Source organism: Mucilaginibacter paludis DSM 18603 (assembly GCF_000166195.2).
Classification (GTDB): domain Bacteria; phylum Bacteroidota; class Bacteroidia; order Sphingobacteriales; family Sphingobacteriaceae; genus Mucilaginibacter; species Mucilaginibacter paludis.
Window position 1 is genome coordinate 1133067 of sequence record NZ_CM001403.1, and the last position, 23770, is coordinate 1156836.

At 43.5% G+C, this 23770-nt stretch carries 18 protein-coding genes and 1 pseudogene; 6 read left to right on the top strand and 13 right to left on the bottom strand.

Annotation, left to right across the window (positions count from 1 at the left end):
• Positions 1–38: 38 nt before the first annotated feature.
• The 5 genes from MUCPA_RS04860 to MUCPA_RS04880 all read left to right on the top strand — a co-directional run bounded on the left by MUCPA_RS04860 (position 39) and on the right by MUCPA_RS04880 (position 5540).
• The gene (locus MUCPA_RS04860; RefSeq protein WP_217220409.1) at positions 39–1865 is read left to right on the top strand and encodes a TonB-dependent receptor; all 1827 of its coding nucleotides are present in this window, start codon (positions 39–41) and stop codon (positions 1863–1865) included.
• A gap of 167 nt (positions 1866–2032) precedes the next feature.
• Positions 2033–2662 (top strand): nicotinamide riboside transporter PnuC, encoded by a 630-nt coding sequence (gene pnuC / locus MUCPA_RS04865; protein ID WP_008504806.1) that lies wholly within the window; start codon positions 2033–2035, stop codon positions 2660–2662.
• Positions 2655–3647, top strand: a complete 993-nt coding sequence (locus MUCPA_RS04870; protein ID WP_008504807.1) for an AAA family ATPase — start codon at positions 2655–2657, stop codon at positions 3645–3647. Before pnuC ends, MUCPA_RS04870 begins: the two co-directional genes overlap by 8 nt.
• 1 nt (position 3648) lies before the next feature.
• Complete coding sequence (locus tag MUCPA_RS04875) at positions 3649–4557, top strand: ribose-phosphate diphosphokinase (RefSeq protein WP_008504808.1); 909 nt, start codon at positions 3649–3651, stop codon at positions 4555–4557.
• Between the two features lie 23 nt (positions 4558–4580).
• Positions 4581–5540 carry an ADP-ribosylglycohydrolase family protein gene (locus tag MUCPA_RS04880; RefSeq protein WP_008504809.1) on the top strand — a complete coding sequence of 320 codons (960 nt, stop codon included), beginning with the start codon at positions 4581–4583 and terminating at the stop codon, positions 5538–5540.
• A gap of 338 nt (positions 5541–5878) precedes the next feature.
• On the opposite strand, the gene MUCPA_RS04885 is transcribed toward MUCPA_RS04880, so the two are convergent.
• Both MUCPA_RS04885 and MUCPA_RS04890 read right to left on the bottom strand, forming a co-directional pair.
• On the bottom strand, positions 5879–6427 hold the full coding sequence (locus MUCPA_RS04885; protein ID WP_008504811.1) for an RNA 2'-phosphotransferase: 549 nt from the start codon (positions 6425–6427) through the stop codon (positions 5879–5881).
• 169 nt (positions 6428–6596) lie between these two features.
• Positions 6597–7088: an Lrp/AsnC family transcriptional regulator gene (locus tag MUCPA_RS04890; RefSeq protein ID WP_008504813.1), complete on the bottom strand. Its 492-nt coding sequence runs from the start codon at positions 7086–7088 to the stop codon at positions 6597–6599.
• Positions 7089–7234: 146 nt separating this feature from the next.
• Between MUCPA_RS04890 and MUCPA_RS04895 the strand changes: the two genes are divergently transcribed.
• The gene (locus MUCPA_RS04895; protein ID WP_008504814.1) at positions 7235–8218 is read left to right on the top strand and encodes an NAD-dependent epimerase/dehydratase family protein; all 984 of its coding nucleotides are present in this window, start codon (positions 7235–7237) and stop codon (positions 8216–8218) included.
• A 509-nt stretch (positions 8219–8727) separates the two neighbouring features.
• Here the strand turns inward: MUCPA_RS04895 and MUCPA_RS04900 are convergent.
• The 11 genes and pseudogenes from MUCPA_RS04900 to MUCPA_RS39470 form a co-directional block, all read right to left on the bottom strand.
• A complete protein-coding gene (locus MUCPA_RS04900; protein ID WP_008504815.1) occupies positions 8728–9996 on the bottom strand; it encodes a DUF4302 domain-containing protein in 1269 nt (422 codons plus the stop codon).
• A 32-nt stretch (positions 9997–10028) separates the two neighbouring features.
• The gene (locus MUCPA_RS04905; RefSeq protein WP_008504816.1) at positions 10029–11297 is read right to left on the bottom strand and encodes a DUF4302 domain-containing protein; all 1269 of its coding nucleotides are present in this window, start codon (positions 11295–11297) and stop codon (positions 10029–10031) included.
• 19 nt (positions 11298–11316) lie between these two features.
• On the bottom strand, positions 11317–12189 hold the full coding sequence (locus MUCPA_RS04910; protein WP_008504817.1) for a putative zinc-binding metallopeptidase: 873 nt from the start codon (positions 12187–12189) through the stop codon (positions 11317–11319).
• Positions 12190–12210: 21 nt separating this feature from the next.
• Positions 12211–13683, bottom strand: a complete 1473-nt coding sequence (locus MUCPA_RS04915) for a RagB/SusD family nutrient uptake outer membrane protein (protein WP_008504818.1) — start codon at positions 13681–13683, stop codon at positions 12211–12213.
• A gap of 10 nt (positions 13684–13693) precedes the next feature.
• The gene (locus MUCPA_RS04920) at positions 13694–17287 is read right to left on the bottom strand and encodes a SusC/RagA family TonB-linked outer membrane protein (RefSeq protein WP_008504819.1); all 3594 of its coding nucleotides are present in this window, start codon (positions 17285–17287) and stop codon (positions 13694–13696) included.
• Between the two features lie 43 nt (positions 17288–17330).
• Positions 17331–18266 (bottom strand): FecR family protein, encoded by a 936-nt coding sequence (locus MUCPA_RS35710; protein WP_008504820.1) that lies wholly within the window; start codon positions 18264–18266, stop codon positions 17331–17333.
• Positions 18267–18475: 209 nt separating this feature from the next.
• The gene (locus MUCPA_RS04930) at positions 18476–19123 is read right to left on the bottom strand and encodes an RNA polymerase sigma-70 factor (RefSeq protein ID WP_008504821.1); all 648 of its coding nucleotides are present in this window, start codon (positions 19121–19123) and stop codon (positions 18476–18478) included.
• 563 nt (positions 19124–19686) lie between these two features.
• Positions 19687–20685, bottom strand: a complete 999-nt coding sequence (locus tag MUCPA_RS04935; protein ID WP_008504822.1) for a hypothetical protein — start codon at positions 20683–20685, stop codon at positions 19687–19689.
• Between the two features lie 202 nt (positions 20686–20887).
• Complete coding sequence (locus MUCPA_RS04940; protein WP_008504823.1) at positions 20888–21655, bottom strand: MBL fold metallo-hydrolase; 768 nt, start codon at positions 21653–21655, stop codon at positions 20888–20890.
• A complete protein-coding gene (locus tag MUCPA_RS04945) occupies positions 21652–21921 on the bottom strand; it encodes a hypothetical protein (RefSeq protein ID WP_008504824.1) in 270 nt (89 codons plus the stop codon). Before MUCPA_RS04945 ends, MUCPA_RS04940 begins: the two co-directional genes overlap by 4 nt.
• A gap of 599 nt (positions 21922–22520) precedes the next feature.
• Positions 22521–23614 (bottom strand): annotated as a pseudogene (locus tag MUCPA_RS39470) (ISAs1 family transposase).
• Positions 23615–23770 lie beyond the last annotated feature (156 nt).

The following is a 23770-nucleotide window of genomic DNA, read 5'->3' on the forward strand; positions in this document are numbered from 1 at the left end:
TCAGGACTAATACAAATCATCACCACACACAAATGATCATGAAGCCCAAATTGCTTTTTCTGATACTGATACAATTGGCAGCTTTACAAATTAAAGCCCAAACGCCTGTAAAACGTGATACGGCACGTGTGATTAAGGAAGTGTCCGTTACTTACCAGGCCGACCGTTTAACTCCGGTTACCTTCCAGAACATCAGCGGGAAGGATTTAAAATCTAAATCAACCGGGCAGGAGCCATCTTTTTTATTGTCGGAAACACCTTCAATTACTGTGTATTCTGATGCTGGCAGTACGCAGGGTTATTCTTATTTCCGGATGCGGGGGATTGATCAAACACGCATCAACATATCCTTAGACGGCGTCCCTTTAAACGAACCTGAAGACCAGGGGGCCTATTTTTCCAACTATCCCGATATCATTAACTCGGTTAGCCGCATCCAGATCCAGCGCGGGGTAGGCACCAGTAAAAACGGCGTGGCCAGTTATGGTGGTAGCGTTCAGTTGTTTTCGCCCAACCTTTCCGATTCTGCCTATACTACCATCGGCCTGAGCTATGGTTCGTTCAATAGCCATCGGGCCTTTGCCGAGTTTAACAGCGGCATTAAAAATAGGAAAGCCTTTTATGTACGCGCCTCTCAACTCTACTCTGATGGGTATAAGTACAACTCATCCAACAGCTCGCAATCGGTTTTCATGAGCGGAGCGCTGATGTATGATAAAGCCACCTACAAGCTAAACGTATTGGCCGGCCACCAGCAAAACCAACTGGCCTGGCTGGGCGTATCTCAACCGCTGATTGATGCCGACAGAAGAACCAATACCGACTCGAACGAAAGGGATAACTTTACCCAATGCTTGGTTCAACTGCAAGCTTCCTGGCATCCCAGCCGCTCGTCTACCTTTCAATCAAGCGTTTACTATACCTTTTTGCGGGGCAATTATGATTTTAACCAGAACAGCTTTTTAGGTTTGCCAGGCACCAGCGAATTGTATAACTACGCCTTTCAATCCAATCTGGTGGGCATGTTCAGCAATTACACGTACTCCAAAAACAATTTCAACTGGACAACCGGCGTGCATGGCAACACCTACCAAAGGCGGCATATTGGCAGCGTAAATACAGCCGGGCAGCTCTACCAAAACACCGGCTATAAAAATGAGCTGAGCATATTTAGCAAAGTTGATTATACCATAAATAAGCTGACACTGTTTGCCGATGTACAAGCCCGTTACGCATCGTTTGATTATCATGGCGATGTGCCATTCACCAAGATGGATTGGTATTTTATCAACCCTAAAGCGGGCATCAGCTTCCAGCTCGACAACAACTTTGTTTTATATTACAGTATTGGCAGGACCGGTCGCGAGCCAACCCGTAACGATATGTTTGGCGGCAACGATAATTTACTGGCCGATAGTTTGGGGCGCCCGGTACTTTCAATTAAAGCACCCGAGTATACCGTAGACCAGGAATTGGGCTTCAGGCATCAATCGGGCAAAATTAACCTGAATTTTAATCTCTACTATATGGATTTTAAAAACGAGATTGTGCTCGACGGAAAGTTTGGCCCTAACGGACTGGCCCTCACCAATGAAATTGAGCGGAGCTACAGAACCGGGGCCGAGTTAACGCTAAGCTATAAAATTAATCCGCACATCAGCCTCATCAACAATTCGTCGTTTAACTACAGCCGCATCAAGGAGCAGCAACAAACCTTTAGCCCTATATTAACACCACCGCTTATTGTTAACCAGGAAGTTACCTATGGCACAAAACAATTTTTATTGGGTTTATCGGCACGTTACCAGGATCAATCGTTTATCGATTTTGCCAACAGCAGCCAGCTTAACCACTACATTATTTAAAATGCGCGGGTACAATATGATATAAAGGGCTTTCAATTTGGTATTTTCGCCAATAACATCACCAATACCAAATACTATAACAACGGTTATGTGGATGTAGATGGCAGTAAAAAGTATTTTGTTCAGTCGCCGGCAAATTTTTATACCTCTGTAAAATATAGTTTCTGATGCGCTTTTTTGAGATAACAAATATTGCCTTTACGCTGCTTGGTTACCCTATTAGCTACGTAGAACTCATAGGCACCTTGTTTGGCCTAATTTCTGTCTATTTTGCGTCAAGGGCCAATATTTTAACCTGGGGAACGGGCATTATTAACGAGGTTTTCCTTTTTATCCTCTTCTTCCAGGTGCAGTTGTATGCCGATATGTTTCTGCAGGTTTACTTTTTTGTGGTCACCATTTACGGTTGGTACCAATGGAATACCCAGGGTACTGCCAACCGCATTTCTGTACTGCATTTAAAAGGCCGCTTAATAACCGCCTTCATCATCGTTGCGGGATCAATAGCTGTAGGCTTCCTTATCAAAAATATCCACACCTACCTGCCTGCCTATTTTAAAATCAAGGCGGCTTATCCCTTTACAGATTCACTGGTGATGGTGCTCAGTATTATAGCTACTGTTTTGCTGGCGCGAAAGAAAATTGACAACTGGTATTTATGGATATTGGTAGATGTGATTTGCGTGATCCTTTATTTTAAAAAAGGCGTTTACTTTTTATCGCTCGAGTATTTTATTTTTCTCGGGCTGGCTTCGTACGGGCTGTTTAGCTGGCAAAAACAATTAAAGCATGATTAAGGCCTTCGTATTCGGAAAGTTTTTACCCTTTCACAAGGGGCACCAGGCCATGATCAGCTTCGCGCTAAGCCAATGCGATTTTTTATCGGTTTTGGTGTGCTGCGATCAAGAAGAGCAAATACCCGCAGCGGTTAGAAAAAATTGGATTGAAACCACCTTTGCCGATACCGCTAACCTGGAGGTAAAAGTTCTTCAATATGATCATCATCTGCTGCCCAATACCTCGGTAGCATCGTTAAGTATTTCAGAACGCTGGTCGGATGTTTTTAAAAAGCTTTATCCCGATTATAATCTGCTGATCACATCCGAACCGTATGGTGAGTTTGTTGCCAATTTTATGCACATCCGGCACATTCCCTTTGATCCGGCTAAAGTTCAGTTCCCAACATCGGCCACGGCCATCCGTAATCACTTGTTTGCCAACTGGCATTTTTTACCGGCAGCCGTTAAGCCTTATTTTGCTATCAAAGTGGTTATCCTCGGGACTGAATCAACCGGAAAAACTACCCTGACCCAACAACTTGCCGCGCATTATAACTGTAGTTGCGTACTTGAGGCCGGTCGGGAGCTAATTACCGATTCGAACAATTTTGCAATGAATGATTTGCACCTGGTTGCTAATGAGCATACCAAAAGAATTGCACAAGCTATGCTGGGCGATAGTCCGTTAATGATTATTGACACCGACATACATATCACAAAATCATATAGCCGGTTTATGTTCGATCAGGAATTGCCGGTTAACCATTCTGTTTATGATACGCAAAGTGCCAGTCTGTATCTCTATTTAAATAACGACGTGCCGTATCACCAGGACGGAACACGGTTGAGCCACCCCGATCGCGATTTACTGGACCGCTCTCACCGCGAAGTTCTGGCAGCGCACATGGTTCAGTTTACAGAAATATCCGGCAATTGGCCAAGCAGATTTGAGCAGGCCGTTTTACACATTTCAAAAATCATCAACTCAAAATTAAACCTATAAAATGAAGAAGATATTATTCCACATCAGCGATTACCAATACCTGGCCGAAAAAGTACTGGCGACAGGCAGTTTTGAAAAAGGCGAACTGGAGGTAAGCAGTTTTTCGGACGGGGAACGCTACCAACGCATCCTGACTGATATTGACGGCCGCGATATCGTGCTGATTGGCGGAACGGTAAGCGACGGCGCTACACTTGAGTTGTTCGACCTGGCATCGTCCCTGGTGAGCTATGGGGCCAACTCCTTAACGCTGGTGGTACCCTACTTTGGCTACTCTACGATGGAGCGTGCCGTGTTGCCCGGCGAAATTGTAACGGCTAAAACCAGGGCCAGGCTGCTCTCGGCCATCCCACGCAGCAACAAGGGCAACAAGCTCTTGCTGTTCGATCTGCACTCCGAGGGTATTCAATATTATTTTGAGCACGATATTTACCCCGTTCATGTGTATTGCAAGGACATTGTGCTGCAAGCTGCGCTACAATACGGCGGAGATAATTTTGTGATGGCCAGTACAGATGCGGGCCGTGCCAAGTGGGTAGAATCGCTGGCCAACGACCTCGGCGTAAATGCGGCCTTTATCCTGAAAAGAAGGCTAAAAGGCGACCATACCGAAGTGAGCGCCATTAACGCCGATGTAAGCGGCAAAACGGTTATTATTTATGACGACATGATCCGCTCTGGCGGCAGCATCGTCAATGCCGCTCAAACCTATAAAAATGCCGGTGCAGCTGCAATTTATGTAATTACCACCCACGGCTTGTTTGTAAACGATGGCATCCGCAAATTAAAGGAATCCGGCCTGATCAAAAAACTGATCTGTACCGACTCGCACGTGCATACTGCCAATATCCAGGATGATTTTGTGGATGTAAGGAGCTTAGCCGGTTTGATTTGCGCGGAGATCAGTTAATTATTAATCAAAATTTCTAAATCATGAAACCAAGCCTCTTTAGCTACGATACCTGCCTTGATGTATTGCTGGGGGTAGCCATCGGCGATGCCTTAGGCGTACCTGTTGAATTTAAGAGTCGCGAAGAGATCAGCAAAAACCCGGTTACAGATATGAGAGGCTATGGCTCGCACCAGATGCCGACCGGAACTTTCTCTGATGATGCTTCGCTAACCTTTTGCCTGGCCGAAGCGCTGGCATCGGGCTTTAATTTAAATACTATTGCCCAAAACTTTGTAAACTGGCGCTACGATAACTATTGGGCAGCCCGAAACGAAGTATTTGACATCGGCATCACCACGCAGAATGCCATTACACGGTTAACCAAAGGTACACGGCCGGATTTGGCCGGCGATTTTGAGACCTACAGCAATGGTAATGGTTCGCTAATGCGCATTTTACCCCTGCTCTTGTACCTGGTTGATAAACCGGTGGATGAGCGCTACGCAATAACCAAACAGGTATCGTCCATCACACACGGGCACGTTCGCTCGGTAATTGCCTGTTTTTACTACCTGGAGTTTGCTTCTGGCTTATTAAAGGGAACGGATAAATTTGAGATCTATCACCAACTACAAACCAGCATTTCCGATTTTCTGGACCATAAAGCCATTAACCCAACCGAGAAAAACATTTTTAACAGACTGCTAACTGACCGGATTGACTTAATCCCCGAAAACCAGATCAGCAGTGGCGGCTATGTGGTACACACCCTCGAAGCCAGCATTTGGTGTCTGCTCAACACCAGCAACTACAGCGAAGCAGTGCTAAAAGCGGTTAATTTAGGCAGCGATACCGATACCACCGGCGCGGTAACGGGTGGACTGGCAGCTTTACTATACGGACACCAAAGCATCCCGGAACAGTGGCTTAATGTACTGTCCCGTAAGGATGATATTATGGATCTGGGGGCAAGGATGTTTAAAGCATTATCTGAAAATTAACGGATAAACACAGGTTGGTAAGATCAAGAAATGGTAATAAGTTCGTTGCCTACCGTGGAACGCGCGCACCAGCATTAGACAAAACCATTACGTTAGGCGGTTTACACAGTGTTGCAAAGTTCGTCGCGCGGTGAGACACCCCCCTGCAGCCGCACTCCCAAACCCGCCCCTCTTGAGAGGGGATCCAAAAAAAATATACTCATTATCAGCATTATATAAGTAAAAAAGCTTTGACCCGTGCGATTCCCCTCTCGAGAGGGGCGTAGGGGTGTGTCCTATGCGAGGGATAATTTAACCACCTTTCCGTCAAAGGAAATTACCTTAATTCCCCCACCAAATTAAAACACCTCCAAAAACTGGGCAGGTACGCCATCGGTAATCCATACCTTGTTTTCGGATAAATAAAACGCATAGCCCTGTTGGTGCATATCCGCGGCAAGCACTTTTAAAATAACGGGTTTGCCGTGCCTGCTGCCAACTTTGGTGGCGGTTTCCACATCGTGGCTCAGGTGTACGTGCTGGCGGGCGCGTTTTTCGAGGCCAGTTTTCAGGATGGCGTCAACCGATTGGCTGCCCGTGCCATGGTATAATATTTCGGGAGGTATCTGCGGGAGGTAACCCAGTTCAACTTCAACCGAATGGCCCTGGCTTGCCCTGATATAAGTTTGGCTTTCATCAAAAGCGAAGCGTTTTTTAGCGTTGGTATCAACCACGTATTTCAACACATCCATATTGAGCGCCTTGCCGTGCGCGTTGGCTTTTTCCAGCAGGTCGGTAACTTTAACCCAGCCCTGCTCATCCATTTCAATACCAATTAGCTCCGGCTGATGCCTTAAAACAAGGCTTAAAAATTTACTAATGCTGGTGATTTGCTTTTCGGATATCATGATGGGCAAAGTTAAAAATTAAATGGGCAGAATGCCAGCGGAATATCCGAGTAATCGGCCACGCCCCTACTTGCAAGGCTTTTGACACTGCCCCTTACCACACCCTATCGCTGCTTTATTATCAGGACTTTGAAAGGGGCAATACTGCCCATCGCCACAATAAAAATTACTATTTCTTGCTTTTCCCGTTCAATTCGCCTATCTGGAAGGCTGTTTCGGCCTTGGCTTCCTTCATTACAAAGGTACTCTGTACCGATCCCATGGGGATGGTTTCAAAAATATGGTTCATCAAAAACTCGTGATACGCATCCAGATCTTTAACAGCCACCCGCAGGATAAAATCATACTGGCCCGACATGTGGTAACATTCCAAAACCTCTGGAAATTTGATGATCTCGCTCTCAAAATGGTTGAGACTTTCGCGATTGTGATCGCGGAGTTGCACATGGGTAAAAGCCATAAGTCCGCGGCCAATCTTTTTACGGTCAAGTACGGCAACGTATTTCTTGATGTAGCCTTGATCTTGCAATTTGCGAATCCTGTCGTTGATAGGGCTGGCGGTTTTATGTAATTTTTCGCCTATTTCTTTGTTGGTGAGGCGTGCATTTTCTTGCAAGAGCTGCAATATGCGGATATCGGTGGAGTCGAGCGCGTTAAGCATAATGGTTATTTTAACTGATTCCGGTTAAGGGTTGTTCTGTAAACAGATTTTAAATCTGTTTATTATCTAAATAACAGGATAAAAAACTGAATATATTCAAATATAGTAAATACCATCCTGTAAATAGTAAAATTTACATTTTATTTATGACTGCTATAAACTCCAATAAGAAAACGATGATCCTGGTAACCGGCGCCTGCGGCCAAATTGGCACCGAACTGGTAAAAGCCCTGAGGGAAAAACATGGCCGCGACAAGGTAGTTGCAACCGACCGCCATTTTGCAAGCGACAGCCTGCAGGAAACAGGCCCGTACTTTAAGCTGGATGTTTTAGATAAATATGAACTGGAGAACCTGGTTTGCAGCTTGGGTATAACGCAAATTTACCACCTGGCGGCGGTATTATCGGCCAGCGGCGAAAACAACCCGCTTGCCACCTGGAACCTCAATATGGAGAGCCTGCTTAACGTACTGGAAATTGCCCGCCAGGAAAAACTGGACAAAGTATTTTGGCCCAGCAGCATAGCAGTTTTTGGCCCATCGTCGCCACGGATTAATTGCCCACAGCATACCGTTACCGAGCCCACTACAGTTTACGGCATCAGCAAAAACGCGGGCGAACACTGGTGCATGTACTATTTTGAAAAATTCGGTTTGGATGTACGCAGTTTACGTTATCCGGGGTTAATTAGCTACTCGGCCAAGGCTGGCGGCGGTACTACCGATTATGCCGTGGATATTTTTCACCAGGCGGTGGCCCAAGGCGAGTATGTATGTTTTTTAAGGGAAGATACCCTGTTGCCGATGCTTTATATGCCCGATGCCATCCGTGCTACACTGGAATTGATGGATGCACCGGCAGAGCAAATTACCGTCCGTACATCCTATAACCTTGCGGGCTTAAGCTTTACACCAGCAGAGCTGGCCAAGGCAATCCAAACAGAATTGCCTGGTTTTAAAATTAGTTACCAGCCCGATTTCCGCCAGACGATTGCCGATAGCTGGCCCGGATCAATCAACGACTCGGAGGCCCGCAACCACTGGAACTGGGAACCCGCCTACAACCTTAACGCCATGACGGCCGATATGTTGAAGCATATTGGCCCAAATACCAGCGAAAAGAACGGTTAAGCGCAGCTTGCAACAAGAAAAAGCCCATCAGATGATTTAGATGGGCTATTTATAAACTTCAGGTTGATGCAATGGCTTTTACCCTTGCATCAAACTTTAAGATACCGGGCTGCTGGCAAACAAGCTCCCGGTATGATGAAACGTTTGTTATTAGTTTGTTAAGTGAGCGGGGCCGCTTGAGTAACGGCCCCATTTTTTTGAGTTAAAAATGTTCGGATTACCGATCCCGCGGCCGATTTAACAAGGTGCAGCGGGAACGGAATTTGAACGGCTAAAAGCTATTTCCAAATTGTTCTTTATCGTTTTTTCATTGCGTTAATGAAAGTCAGTTAATTTTAAGAATCAGGCACCTCTCTGGGAATGGGGGTGTTTTTTTGTTTGGGGGGATGAGGCCTTACCGGCGGATTTGACACCAGGCCGGATGACATGAAATAAAAAGGCCTCATCTAAAAAGATGAAGCCTTGCATTAATGAGTACCAGATATTGTGATTATAAGGTTTTCGGATTATTATTCAAAACTTATCCAGGTTCTGCCCGTTGCAACGCTAACCCAGTCATAGCTTGATGGGCCGGTTTGAAACACATAATAGCCTTGCGCATCAATAAACCTGTCACGTACAGCGTTAACAACCGTAGCTACCGCAGGAACGGTGGATGTACCAAAACTTCCAAAATAAGTGCAAACTAACCTGCCGTCTGTTGGATAAGTAGGTACTACGGCGGGCCCATACGCACCTACGGCGCCATTTGCCCAAAAGCCAACCCTGTCATATGATGCGTTGTATTTTGTATAAAAGGCAATAAAGTTGAAGGTTGGAATAATTCCGCTCACGTTCAGTGCATCGGGAACGCCATCAATAGTAAAACCATAGTACGATATCCAGTAGTTGGTAATGGGCACAATGGTAACCTCAAACCGTTTAGCCGAAGTTAAATCGATAGCAACGGGTGTAGTAGCGTTGTTAATAGCTACACTACTGGTACCTGCGGTTGCGGTGGCCGTAAAGCTGGGTAAATCAACCTGCAACGCACTAATTGTACTAAATGTTAATGTGCCGTCAACAAACGGCTGGCTCAGCATTACGCCATTGGGGGTATAGGAGTAATAGGCTACAAACCTCTGAAAAACGCCTGCCGAACTATAATTTATAGTTAAAACCTTGGCTTTGGTGTTAAAAATTAAATCATAATTCTTTCCGTTGATGGTGGCGCGCTTATAGTACGCTCTAAACTTATTCAGGTTGGCAACTGATGTCATCGCTGTAGCCATTTGGCCGGCGAGGTAATTATCGCCCTCGGCCTTTGCTATTTTGACTAAAGTAAGGCCGCATCCATAGCTATTACCCACTAATTTAACGGTATCGCCGGTGGCTGATGCATACTTAAATGTGAACGACGTATCAATACCGAGACTTTTTACGGATGCAATAGTACCGAATGCTGACGTTGATGAAAGCGCCAAAGTTGGGTTGGTGTTATAAACCGTAGCGGTATATTTAGCTGTGCCCACTGTTGCTGCCGATGCTGAAGAATAATCTAACACAAATTTAGAATCGCCAGTGGTTTCAAATTTAAAGAAACCGTTATACATGGTGCCCTTAGCTGTATTAAAGGTGGCCTTCCAGCCGTCGCCAGCGGTGATAGTGGCCTGATATTTTTGGACTACCGGGTTTTGATCGTCAAAAGATTTTTCTAATGGTATTTTAGTAAGGCTATCTTTTTTACACGCCGTAAAGCAAGTGAATGCCAGTGCGCTTAAGTATAAATATTTTTTCATTTGATATTTTTTTAAAATATGTACTTAGCTAATTAAAACCGTATCCATATCCGGCTGTCTGCAACACTCACCAGGTCATAAGAAAAATCGCTGGTTGGAAATACGTAATATCCTGATGTATTGAATAACTGTGTTCTGAAATTGGTGACGTATGTGGTATACGGCGCTCCCGGCGAAGTACCTTGAAATCCAAATCCACCGGGATTTGCAAATACGATGGCACCATTGGCAGGCAAAGTGGTATTGAAAGCCGGGCCGTAGCTTCTGGAGCCATAATAAATAAAGATCACGTCGGCCGGGTTATTATAGTAATTAGGATAGTAAGCAATCACAGAAAAACCAGGTATGGTTGTCAGCTTGAAATAATCAATTACTCCGCCAACTGTAAAACCTGTGTAGCTGCCGTATCCGCCGCCATCGGTAAACATTTTTCTGGCCGCGGTTAAACTGATTGTTAGTGGTGTGGCTACATTGGTGGTGGCGCCTGCAACAGTTCCGGCGGTAAAGCTCATTTTGCCTTGAGGTATATCGAAGGTAAAATTATGCATTTCAGAGATATTGGTGGTGCCATCTACAAACGGATGGAGTAAGGATAGCCCCGTTGTTGATACCGAATAGTAAGTAGAAAAACTTTTAAAAGTTCCGTTTACGGGGTAATAAAAACTAACTGTTTTCAACTGGGTATTGATGGCGATATCGTAAGTTTTTCCGCCTATTGATAATAAGTTATAGTAATAGTTAAAGTTTGACATTTGATTCAGGGAAGTATTAAAGGCTGTCGCTTTGGCTATAAAATCGTCGCCATCAGTTTGCTTTTTTCTCACTAAAATCAAATCACTATTGTTAACATTACCTTTTAACCTAATGGTATCGGTTGTTGCGGAAATGAACGAGAACTCAAAATCAGAAACTAAGCCGACTCCCTGTGATCCTCCGCTTTTGGCAGGATCGGGGTCGGCCAAAATATGCAGGTAAGTGTAGGTATCGAAATATAACGAAGGCAGCATGGCCGCTTTCAGCCGGTATGAACTTTCAAGCGGTGTGCTTGCGCTTGTGGCGTTAATATCTGCCAGCGTGGTAACCCGGTTAGTGTTGGTAAATTGAAAGGTAAATGTGTATGACCCGCCCCCGGCCGGGAACATATAACCAATCCAACCGTAGGTTGAGCCGGATAACTGAGATTGGTAGGCTGCAAGCTGCGCATTGATCCTATCGTCCGGGCGAACTTCTGGCAGGTTGCTTTTTTTGCAGGCAGATAGCGTTAGCATCAGCAACGCGGCATATAGTAATAACTTTTTCATTTAATCGATTTTGGTTAAATTAAGTTGTTGCTTTAACAATGGCGGCTGCAACTTCGGCCTGTAAGGCAACAAAGTCGATATTATAAGCCGTTTTAAAATACGAGATAACGATAGCGTTTTTCTGCTTCAAGATATTTGCCGCAGTAGGGTTAGTGGCGTTTACCGTAGTTACCATGCTATCAAAACTCGCCTGGCCCTCAATTAACAAATAGGCTACGGTTTCTACAAAGTCCTCATCAACACCCGCTTTGGCATAAGCGGTTACCAAACCCTGTAAGTTTGCCTGAGCATTGGTATTATTAAACCATGTTGCGGTATACCACTCAGGATTTAAACTTTTAAAGGCCTGAGGGTATAAAACATTCTGGTGTAAAATATGCGCAAATTCGTGCTCGATGGTGTGCATCATTTGCCTAACTGCTGGTAAATTCTTTTTATCAAAATCATTAATCACAAACAGTGTTATTTTGCGGCCACCTTCGGCTTCGCCCAACGTAATGGTTCCGTTACTATTATACTGTGCGCTGCCTACCAAAACAAACTCTTTAGGCGAATACTTGCGGATAAAGCCATTTCCGGCCAGTTTATCATATGGATCTATCCAAATTGTTTTTACCAGGTTCATCACCGGCATTACCAGTGATTCCTTAGGCGGTACCAGGTCTTTGCTGATATCCAATTCATAAGGGTCCCATTTATATTTTACCTCAATATTGTAGGGCACAACATAGGTATTAAGCAAATAGGTATCTATAGTTCCTGCCACCCAGGTATCACCACCTAAACCATTTATGGGGGTGGTCGGGATAACATCTTTTTTAGCGCATGAGGTAATGGTTAATCCTAATCCTAAGATGATTACTAATGCATTTTTAAAATATATATTTTTCATATACTTAGTTTTTAATGTTAATTAACGTGGGTTTCTTTCCAGCCCGGCCAAAGTAGCTTCTGCTGGCAATTGTAACTGCCTGTGCGGGTCGTTGGGGCCCAAAGTATAGGTAGTTTTGCCATCAAAAGCTGTATGTACAACAGGCAGGTTATAGCGTAAAATATCAAACCACCTTAATCCTTCAAAACAAAATTCAACACGTTTAAAATCGAGTATGGTTGATATCAATCCATCTTTTAAGCTCATGCTCGGATAAAATCTCAATACCTTATCAGTAGTAATGGCCAGGGTTGTAGCATTATAGGTTGGATTACCGGAACTTAACACCGCCCTCACGCTGGCATAGTCGTTTAAATCCTGAATTACCGCTGCTGTATTGCCTAAGTAGGTATTGGCTTCGGCCCTGTTAAACAACACTTCTTCGGCGGTGAATAAAGGAATGATATTGTATGGATCGCCGGTGCTGCTGTTTTGGCTTGTTAACACAAAATGCTCTCTGAATTTTGGAACATTCAATACTTCTGGTGTACCTCCGTAAACAATCCACCCCCAAGTTCCACTGGTTACATTAGTGCCACTGTAAATTTTCGACATAATGTCGTTGGTTAGTCCGTAATTATAACTTGCGTATGAACGCCCCCACAGTGATTGTGCCTCAACTAATAAAATGTTAGATTTATTGGTAGCTTGGGTGTATTGGGCCTGCAGGTCATAATATTGTAACGAGCGGTACGCTGTGCTGTTAACAGGCTTCAAATTAGGTAAGATATTACCGCCGCCAAACACTTGGTTAGCATGGTCTACCACTTTTTGATAATCCTTTTTGAAAAGATAAAAACGAGCGGCAAACGCATGTGCAGCACCGCTTGTAAAATGGTACTTAGGAACAGTGTAAACTTTATCCTGTATTAAAGGCAATCCCACAGTTATATCGCTTTCAATTTGCTGGTAAACATAAGCTACAGTTTTGCGCGAATATTTGGCGAATACAACAGTTTCCGGCACTGTTACATAAGGTATCCCCGGGTCGGTTCCGGCTGTGGCTACGTTATATGGTTTACAATAAAGAGTAACAAGCATAAAATGGGCATACGCGCGCGCTAAAAGTGCCTCGCCTTTTTGAGCGGCATAATCGGCCTGATTAGTAGCAACATCAATAGCTGCCAGTGCTTGGTTGGCGGCCGCAATGGCTTTGTAGCAGGCATTCCAATAATAATCCGGCGTATCAAGATCCCGGCCTCTTACATCAATAAAGTGCCATGGGTCGCTGTTAAGCACATCGGTACTCGCTGTACCTTTGTCGCCGGCATTGTCCGTCATCGACTCAGTAAAGGTGATGTAGTTTGCCTGCGGATAGGCGGTTACCAGCAATTCGGCCACCTTGTCTACCGTATTTAGTTTTGCACGGTCATCCGGCGAGTGCTCCAGGTACTTTGAGCAGCTTGAAACAGAAACTCCGAGCGTTATAAGCAATATATATTTAATCTTCTTCATTGATGATAATTTAAAACCCAACTTTTAATGATACAGTGAACTGACGCGGAATAGGTAAAGCCACGCCACCCGAGCTAAAAAATTCCGGGTCTTGCCCGTTTAATTTACTGTCGGAGTAAATCAGCCAAAGGTTATTTGTTACAACGTTTAATGATGCATTGTTTAAGCCCAATTTGGTAGTGTACTTAGTTGGCACATTGTAGCCAAGCGATACCTGTTTTAACCGGATAAAGCCACCATCGGCAACCCTCGCGCTTGAGTAATTGTAGGCGTTATAAGGGTAGGTGCCATCAAGCTGGCTAACGCCCCTCGGATCAACAATGGATGGTACAAATGTTATTTTCTCATCGTCAGGTAATACGTAGCGGCTTAAAAACTCGTTAGGCAAGGCATCCAAATCGCTGTATTTGTTTTTGTATACCGGATTAAGCCTTACCTTGTTGCCGCCGCTAAAAGTAATTAAAGCTGATAAGGTGAAGTTTTTATAAGTGAAGGTATTGTAAAAACCACCTGTATAAAGCGGATCAACCGGCCCCTCGTAAGTCAGGAACGAGGTATTAGGATCTTGCAGGTAAACGCTTGAGCTCTGGATACCTTTCTCGTTAATAAAAATAGGCACACCCGCTAAACCATGATTCTCTCTATAATCCTGCAGTTTTTGAAAATCGATAGAGAACAAGCCCCTGGTGGGATAACCTTCTTTAGGCCCGCCATCGGCACCGATAAGGTCAAATATATTAGGCTCACTTTTCAGGTTGGTGATTTTACCTTTGCTTAGTCCAAAAGTTAACTGGCTCTTAAAGCCGAAATCTTTTTTCTTTAAAATGGTACCACCCAAGGTAAACTCCACCCCCTGGGTGTGCAGGTCGGCGTAGTTGGCAACTTTAAGCGCTTCGCCGCCAACACCCGATGTACGGATTTGGCCAATCAGGTCGAAGCCTTCACGGTTATATATATCGGCACTTAATGATAACCTATTTTTAAACAAATTAATATCAATACCAATATTGGTTTCGTACTGCTTTTCCCAGGTTAACTGAGAGTTTTCAAGGCCTGCAATGTACAGCGCAGTCTCCACTTCCGATAAGTAAGGGCGTTTGGTGCTTGTGCTTTGCAAAACAAGGCTGGAGTTAGTTGCCGTTCCGTAACTGGCCACAAGGCCGTATCCAACCCTTAACTTCAATCCGTCAATAACAGATTGGTTTTTCATAAACTCTTCTTCGTCAACGTTCCACGAGCCGCTTACGTTCCAGGTAGGTAACCAGCGCGCCTGGCTCGATTCGCCTAACAGGTTCGACCCATCGTAACGTATAGTACCTTTCAGATTGTATTTTTCGTTGTAAGAGTAGGTACCATCGGCCACAAAAGCGGCAAACCTATCGTACCTGTTGGTAATGCTGTAATAATTAAAGTTGCCCTCTACAGCTTGTTTAATGGCGTTAGGATCAATAAACGGAACACCGCCTTTATCAAACTGATAGCCATAACCGGTAAACGAACGGTTTTGCCTGTTGGCAAATTGCAGCTGCTGAGCGGCAAACAAACCTATTTTATGTTTACCGAAGGTTTTATCAAAGTTTAAGGTATTCCTGAAAAAATAACTTACAAGGTAATCATCAACCGTATAATAAAAACCACCTTGCGGCAAAACAACAACAGGCTCGGCGTTGGCATCGTCAGGATTGCGGTATAAAAACCGGTTGTTTTCCCTTACCGTGGCATCATAATCAGCGCGGTAAGCTTCGGCCATATTGGAGTTTTCGCGAACTTTATGCTCCTGGCTCGACTTAGTGTATCGATACGAACCATCGAACGAGTATTTCAGGTTTTTAAATATTTGATATTTAAATAAGGTTTGAATGCTCAGGTCAACCTGTGTTAAATTCAACGTATTGTTATCCAGCTCATTCAAAATATTAAACGGCGCGTAGTTACGGGTAAAATACTCCCGGTTGCCATTTTCATCATAGGCTGTTAGCGTACGGCTGGTATTAATGGCATAGCTGAACGGGTTGATATCAAAATCCCTTGAATACTCTCCTGTAACGGGGTTACCCGTGCGGCCAAGTGTTCCGGGGGCTTGTTGATCGCGGATGGATCCTTTGGTGATAAAGCCGAGGCTAACTTTAGGCGACAAGTTAAAGTTTGTATTAACATTTGCTGTAAAACGTTGCACCTTATCGGCAACCGTCCAACCGTTATCTTTTAAGTAACTGGTTGAGTAATACGTTTGCGATTTTTCGGTACCGGTTGAAACGCTTAATGAATGCTCCTGCATAAACGAGTTTTTAAACAGGATATCAAACCAATTGGTATTGGCCTGCGCGTAACGGTTTAAAAATGTGTTGCGCGATTCGGGCGTATTTAATATAGTGCCGTTGGTTATACCCTGGGCAAGCTTAGCATAAACACCACCATTCTCGGCCCTTGATACAGTCGAATAGTTTAAAAAGCCCTCACGTTGTAATTGCGAGTAAACTGACATCTGATCGTACGAATTCATGATATCAAACGTACTGTAAGTTGGTTTTAAGTAGCTGGAATAGTTACCTGTGTATGATACTATAGGGTTACCAACACGCCCCTTTTTGGTGGTGATGATAATAACCCCGTTCATCGCCCTTGCGCCGTACAATGAGGTAGCCGTGGCATCCTTCAATATCTCAAAACTTTCAATATCATCCGGGTTAATACCCGCCACTGCCGAACCCAATAAAGTAGATGGATCACCGGTAGAAAGCTGTTCGTTGGATATATTAACCACGTCTTCTAAAATAATACCATCAACAACCCACAGGGGTTTGTTTTCGCCGGTAATTGAAGTGGCTCCGCGGATCCTGATTTTGGGAGCGGCACCAAATGTTCCGGATACGTTTTGTACTGACACACCGGCCACACGCCCTTCGAGCATCCGGCTTACATCAGCTATACCATCACGCTTTGCATCCGCAGCCTTTAATGTAGTGGCAGCGCCTGTAAAAAGTTTCTTTTTAATATCCTGGTAACCGGTAACCACAACTTCTTTCATATTGTTGGCCGTAGGTTCGAGCGATACCACAATCGTAGTTTTGCCGGTAACGCTGATCTCCTGCGTTTTGTAGCCTATCATACTAAAAACCAATATGGCGTTTTCTTTTACCTTAATCTGATAATCGCCGTTTTGGCCGGTTGCTACAGCGTTGCGTGTTCCTTTTTCTAAAATGGTTACGCCGATTAAAACATCACCGGTGCTATTGGGGCCGCTACTTTCAACAACCTTACCCCTGATAATAATATCGGCAACAACCTGTTTTTTTAGGATAACCTTGTTGCCAACTACCCTGTAGGCTATGCCGTAAGTACCTAATTGCTGCAAGGCCGCATCAACTGTTTTGGCCCCAGGCGGAATATTGATATCCAGGTTTTTGTTGATTTCGGCCGCATCGTAAACAAAATTAACGTGATACTGCAATTCCATTTTTTTAAGCACGCTTTCAAGCCTTTCGGTATGAGCTTGCTGGTCGGGCACGGCAAAAACCTTTGGAACATACAGGTAAATGATTGCTAAAAGGAGAAGGAAAGTTTTAATTTTTAATTTTCGCTTTTTGTAAAAATTTTCATCCATAATTGTTTGTTGTTTATTAAAAATTCATGAGGTGAGTGAGTTATTATTTTAAAATGCTTTGAACTACAATCGAATCGCTGCTCAGCTGTTTGATTTTAATGGGATAGGTATTTTGCAGCACAACCATAATATCGTTCAGCTTATTATCCTTAAAAGTGGCATTGAGTTTTTTAAAGGCCGAAATATTGCCGGCTATTACAATTTTAACTTTATAATATTCTTGAAGCTGTCTGCACACATCTGTTAGCGATGCATCAACAAATTGAAGTTGGTGGGTTAACCAGGCTTGGCTATTTTGGTTGTCGGCAGTTAATATCACCTGCCGCCTATCGATTTCACTATAAATAATACCTGTGCCAGCATGCAGTATTGATCCGTCGGCCCGGTCGGCGTCGGGCTGAAACTTAACTACACCTGTTTTAACATTCAATGCAATTTGGCGATTGTGGTTGTTGATATTGAACGAGGTGCCCAACACCGTTACCAACGATTGGTTAATTTGAACCACAAAAGGATGCAAAGTATCCCGGTGTATCTTGAAAAATGCTTGTCCTTTTACCAGGCTGATCTCCCTGGTATCGCCTTTAAACTTTTCCGGATACTTGAGCTGGCTGAACTGATCCAGGAAAATTTTGCTACCATCATTAAGCGTAACCGAATCAATTGTGCCCCCTGTGGTTTTTACAAGGTAATTAACTTTGCTATTTTGCTGATACAGCAAATACCAGCCCGCACCTATTAGTAAAACTGCGGCGGCGGCGGCTATCCATCTTTTAAAATTAGATTTTTCGGGATTTACTTGCTCTGTGGGATGCTTAAGCTCAGCAAGTTTCGTTTCCAATTGCAATACAGCATCATTATTATCAAGATGCTCTAATTTTTGTAGGTCGGTTGAATTATTCCAGATGGTTACCATCTGGTCGTAAATGCGTTTGTACTCTGTTGATTGCTCAATTAGCAAGTTTATCTCGCTATGCAAATAATATCGTGCGGGTTATTGAGGCATTGTATAACTTTTCTTAAAAAATCTTCCTGTTCAACCATAAAGTATCTCGGTTTTTGCAGTAAGACAAATAACGCACAGGTTTACCCCCAGTGCTTTTTATATTATTTTAGAAAAAAGTTAAAAAAGTGCGTATTTATTCGAAATAGCCTTAAAAAAGGCACAAAAACCGAAAATCACTTCAATTATTTTCCAAAATGACTATTAATAGCCAATATTTCTGGAGCTGACAAAAACAACAGGGTAAAAACTTTCAGTTTATACAAATTATTAGCTTCATCCTTTTCATACAGCCTTTCGCGGAGGGTTTTCAAGGCTTTAATCATGTGGTTTTCTACCGTTTTCTCGGATATATTAAGCAGAACAGCTATTTCCCGATACTTTAAGCCTTCAAAGCGACTCAGTTTGAAAACCTTTTTACACTGGGCGGGCAAAAGTTCAATCTCGTTATAAATCAAAATTTTCAGTTCCTGTTCCGCATGCAAATCTTCCAGCGAATCATAAGTAACATCATTAGCAATTTTTAAGTGGTGCTGGCTGATGTTTTTTTCGCGTTTGATGTGGTTTAAGGAGGAATTGATAGCCGAGCGATATAGATACGATTTAATCGAAGCTTCGTTGTCCAGCTCAAAGGGCTGCTCCCACATTTTCAGAAATACATCCTGAACAATCTCCTTGGCTACATCAATTTCTTTAACGTATTTATCAGATGCGAGTACTAAAACTTTATAATATTTGCGATAGAGCGAAGTAAAGGCAGAGTGCTCCTTATTACGAATACCTTCGAGGTATTTGAGATCGGTATGGTCATCAAATGATCTTACAGTATTCATTGCGTTTTTCAAGTCAGTTAATCTATCAATATATCATATTTTATCAGGATGATATCTATTTCCTGATCCGCAAAGCCCTTCTTATAACTATACGGAATTTAACAAATAAGGTTTTTAAAATTGTTAAGCCCTAATTTTTTTAAAAAAAATGCCATTAATATACGTTAATTTATATTTGACCATTGTAGTAAATTTAAGGTTTAATGTAAATTAAACACTAATAGGGTCACTTTATTAAAACTAAACCAGATGCAAAAAACCAGTTAGCCATGCATTGCATTTATTATTTCTTTAGAGCATCAAGTTGTCTCAATCTCCCGAATAATCTTGTTGCTGAATGCAAGCTAATGATAATTAACTAAACCTAAAAGTATTTTTTTCAAAAAGGAAATTAATATCCTACAGTTAATGTATAACCTACAGCATTGTTATGCCCATATCCTCAAATGGCTTCTCCCGGAATAAAAAACCTTTAGCAACAAAATTGATATAGGCGGATACAGCCACAGCGCACATTAGGCCATATCACGAATGCTATAACCATGGTGAACAATTAAATCATCTTAAAACTTGGCAGTCATATCAACAAAGGGAACTATTTGGCTCCCCTGAGGTTTCTGGTTAAATGCAGAAAAAAAGATATATTTATTATTCTTATCTATACCCGGAAACACTTGGCCTATCACCTTTTTAATGCTTTCGTTCTCTTTTCTTAATCCGGTGGTATCGCTTAATTTAATGCGCGACAAATAATAAATGGCCGGAAATACACCAGCATCATTTGTCTGGTTGGTTATCCTGAATATTTGGGGTTTGGTTGATACCTGGCTAACTGCCAAAGGCAGCTTGTATTTGGTATTAGCCTCGTTTACTAATTGCCTGTAAAACTTTCTCATTTCTGCGTCTTGTGGGTATTCCCACACTATACTCGGGTTGTTGCATTTGCCTGCCTGGTCCATCGAGTTTGTTGCGTCAATCAAATAGCCTTTTTCATATTCATCCTTTGCCTGTTTAAATAACTGGGGCGCTGTTTTGCCATTGCAGGTATATTGCTGCAAATCAAGTTTATTCAATTTCCAACCATAGTCGTAGTTACAATATACGGCAGATATCACCCACTTATCGCCTGTAGTCTTAGGTATCATAAAAGCGATATACATTTCTTCGGTTAAGGCCCGGCACCTCAGCGTATATTTATTACCGTCAAGGGCGGTAGTTTTTACAACATGGGTATCTGTGGGCTTATAGTTAATAATATAACATTCATCCAGCATATGATAGCTACCCAGCTGGCATTGGTTGCTCAGCAACTCTATCAGCCTTTTGTTATCACCATTATCAAGTAACTCTTTCGACATCATGTTTTCTACATCGGCTGACTTATTGGCTTTTAAAGCGGCAAAAAGCTCATCGTTTAATTTACGGAAATCCTGATGCCTGCCGCTGTTAATCTGGTTGTTTTTCCATACGCCAGGGTCGCCTGGTCCGCAACTTTGAAAAACAAAAACAATAACAAAAAAAGCAAGAGCTTTAATTAAATAAGGTAGGTTTAAAGGTTTCATGTCAGTAATATATTGATCAAATATGAGTAGAATATTTGATTAACATATTAAAAAAAATCATCCTTATTATAAATTTAAGCTAAGCATATGGCCACCATCAGGCCGAGGATATGGACTAATCTTTCATCAAGTTTCCCCCAATCCGTTCAAACCCTAAAGCATCCCAGAGGCTGGATTATATCACCTATTGCACAGCAAAATTCTACTCCAAATCCAACCGCAAACCATCGTAGGCCAGGTAAATACCTGCAGGCAGCAGCTGAGACACATCCTGATGTTTACCAAGACGGTGACTGATATGTGTGAAGTAGGTTTGCTCGGCACCTATTTGCTGGGCGAAGGCGATGGCTTCGCTTAAGGTGAAGTGTGATATATGGTTTTCTTTTTGTAGCGCGTTGATCACCAATATTTTGGTGCCTTTTATTTTTTCGATTTCGGTATCGGTAATGGTTTTGGCATCGGTGATGTAGGTAAAATCGCCTATCCTGAAGCCGAGTACAGGCAGCTTGTAGTGCATCGCTTCAATAGGGGTGATGTGCACCCGGCCAATGTTAAAGGAGTGCCGATCGTCGATAGTATGCAGATCTACCTGGGGGATGCCGGGGTATTTAAATTCGTGGAAGATGTAGGCGAATTCGCGCTTCAGGGCGGCTTGTACGCGCTCGGTGGCGTAAATATCGATGGCGGATTGTTGCTTGTAGTTGAAGGCGCGGATATCGTCGAGCCCGGCTACGTGGTCTTTATGTTCGTGGGTAAATACGATGGCGTCGAGGTGGGTAACGTGGGCGCGCAGCATCTGGTACCGGAAATCGGGACCGGAGTCGACCACGATTACTTTGCCCTCCGACTCCACCATAATGGACGAGCGCAGACGCTTATCATGCTTGTCGGCCGAGGTGCAGACCTCGCAATCGCAGGCTATTACGGGTACGCCTTGTGATGTTCCGGTACCTAAAAATGTTATGATCACAGTTGTAGCTTTGTTTGTTTTACCTGGTGCAATATAGCTATCTGTTTTTCATCAAGCAATTGATGATCGATTTCTAATTCGGATAATAAATCGGCAATGGACTGGATCTTGCTTTCGAGGTTCGAGAATTTATTGATCACCACGATCTTACTGTTGAGCAGCAAACAGGCGCCGGTTTTAAAGTTCCCTTTTTCGTACCGCACCTTATAACCTGCGGACTTGAGCACGTTCTCCAGTTTTTCGAGGGAGTGTTGGGTGGGAGTCATGGTTTAGTATTGAGATGTGCGTATTGCGTATTGAGATGTTTTTTTTAATTTGTTGATCGCTTGAATAATAATATATTCTTAAATTATTGATTATCAACTTGTCGGTATTTGCGTTGACAATCAGTATTCTTAAATTAGAACATCGGCGCGCTCAATCGCCGCGCGAAGAAGCCCCACCCAAACCTCCCCGGTAGGGAGGGCTTAAAAAGTCTCCCCTACCGGGGGAGATTAGAGGGGGCTTTGGACTGCCCGATCCTTCCGCCCACAGGCCAACTCCCGGCCCGGCGTGCAGTCGGGCTTTTGCGCACTTTTGCCTGTGCCGCAATAATTACCGAGGTTCAAACGTCATCCCTTTTTTTTCCGGATGGCCTCGGGATGTGTTACTTATAAACACATCCCGAGCGGCTCCCCTCTTGAGAGGGGGCGGGTTGGGCGGTGCGCGATGGCAGGGGGTGTGTTTCTTCGCGCGACGAAATTTGCCCGCCTTGCTTATCGCTCGTATAGTACACACCCCGCGCGATTCCCCTCTCGAGAGGGGAATCGCGCGGGGCCGCCGCTTTTTTTTCAGGCTCCCCTCTTGAGAGCAGGGCTGTTGCATTCTAAGTGAGTAATTGTTTCAATCTGCCGATGTCATTGCAAACGAGTCTTTGTGCTTGTGCTATATTTTGAAAGCCATGAGCTCTGAAAACGTTAATAGCGATGTTTCTAAACACCGATATATTTTCTGGTGCATGAGAAGTTCTAATGCGGGAGGCATCCTCTTTAAACGTGACATCCTTTACCCAATGTAGCTTATTCTCTATCCCCCAATGACTTCTGATTCCATAGCATAACAATTGTGCATTTTCCCTCACACTGCTGATATAGAATGCGCAATCCTCACTGATCTTATTTTTGTCTTTTACCCAACGCTCTACCTTGATTACCTGACTGGCGCCTATCCAGGCTTTACTGATTTCTTCTGGCGCCGGGCATATACATACCGATCTGCGCTCTGTACGTCCTTTATTTTTCTCCAATTCAACGAACTTGCTGCAAACCTTTGCTGTATCCGATGTCAGCGCCGCTATTTTTTCATAAAGGCCCTTTTGATTCTTTTTTACGCCTATCATATAATCATTATTCGTACCTATTATCAGCTCAACTGTTTTTTTTGGCAATGTAAGGCGTCAAGCGTAAACGTTACCCCTTCCAATCCCAGTTCAGCAATAAGCTTGCGTACCACCGGAATTTCACTTTCCTTTGAATTGTCTACAAGACCCTGGGCTAATACTTGACCACGGCTCCCATTATAGATACTTACCAAATTTACAAATCGCTGTTTTTCAAGCGCATAATCACTCATTGTCCCTTTGATCGCTTTGCCATCTATATTCATCCATTCATTTTTATTGATTTCTGTATACTGACTGGCCCATTGATAAAAAACTTCGCTTAAACTTTCAAAATCTAAATTCTGCAGTACACGCCTCACGGTATAAAACGTAGGCAAACGGGATTTTTTCGGAGTGAAATAAGTCAAAAGATCTTTTTGATTACGCTTTATAAAATCACCCAGAGCACGATAGCCGTAATAACCACTCATCGTCCCCATCACAAATAATAACAAAATAAACGTTTGGTCATGCCGCTGACCAGCCTTTCTACGCACGTCTGGCAACTTCTGCAAATAGGTTATGATGCCCTTGTCCATACTCTTTTTTCTGCAAATTTAAATCCTTCTTCTTTTAAATGCAACAGCCCTGCTCTTGAGAGGGGGCGGGCTGGGCGGTGCGCGATGGCAGGGGGTGTGTTTCGACGCGCGACGAACTTTTTGCGGAATTGTTCATCGCTCGTATAGAACACACCC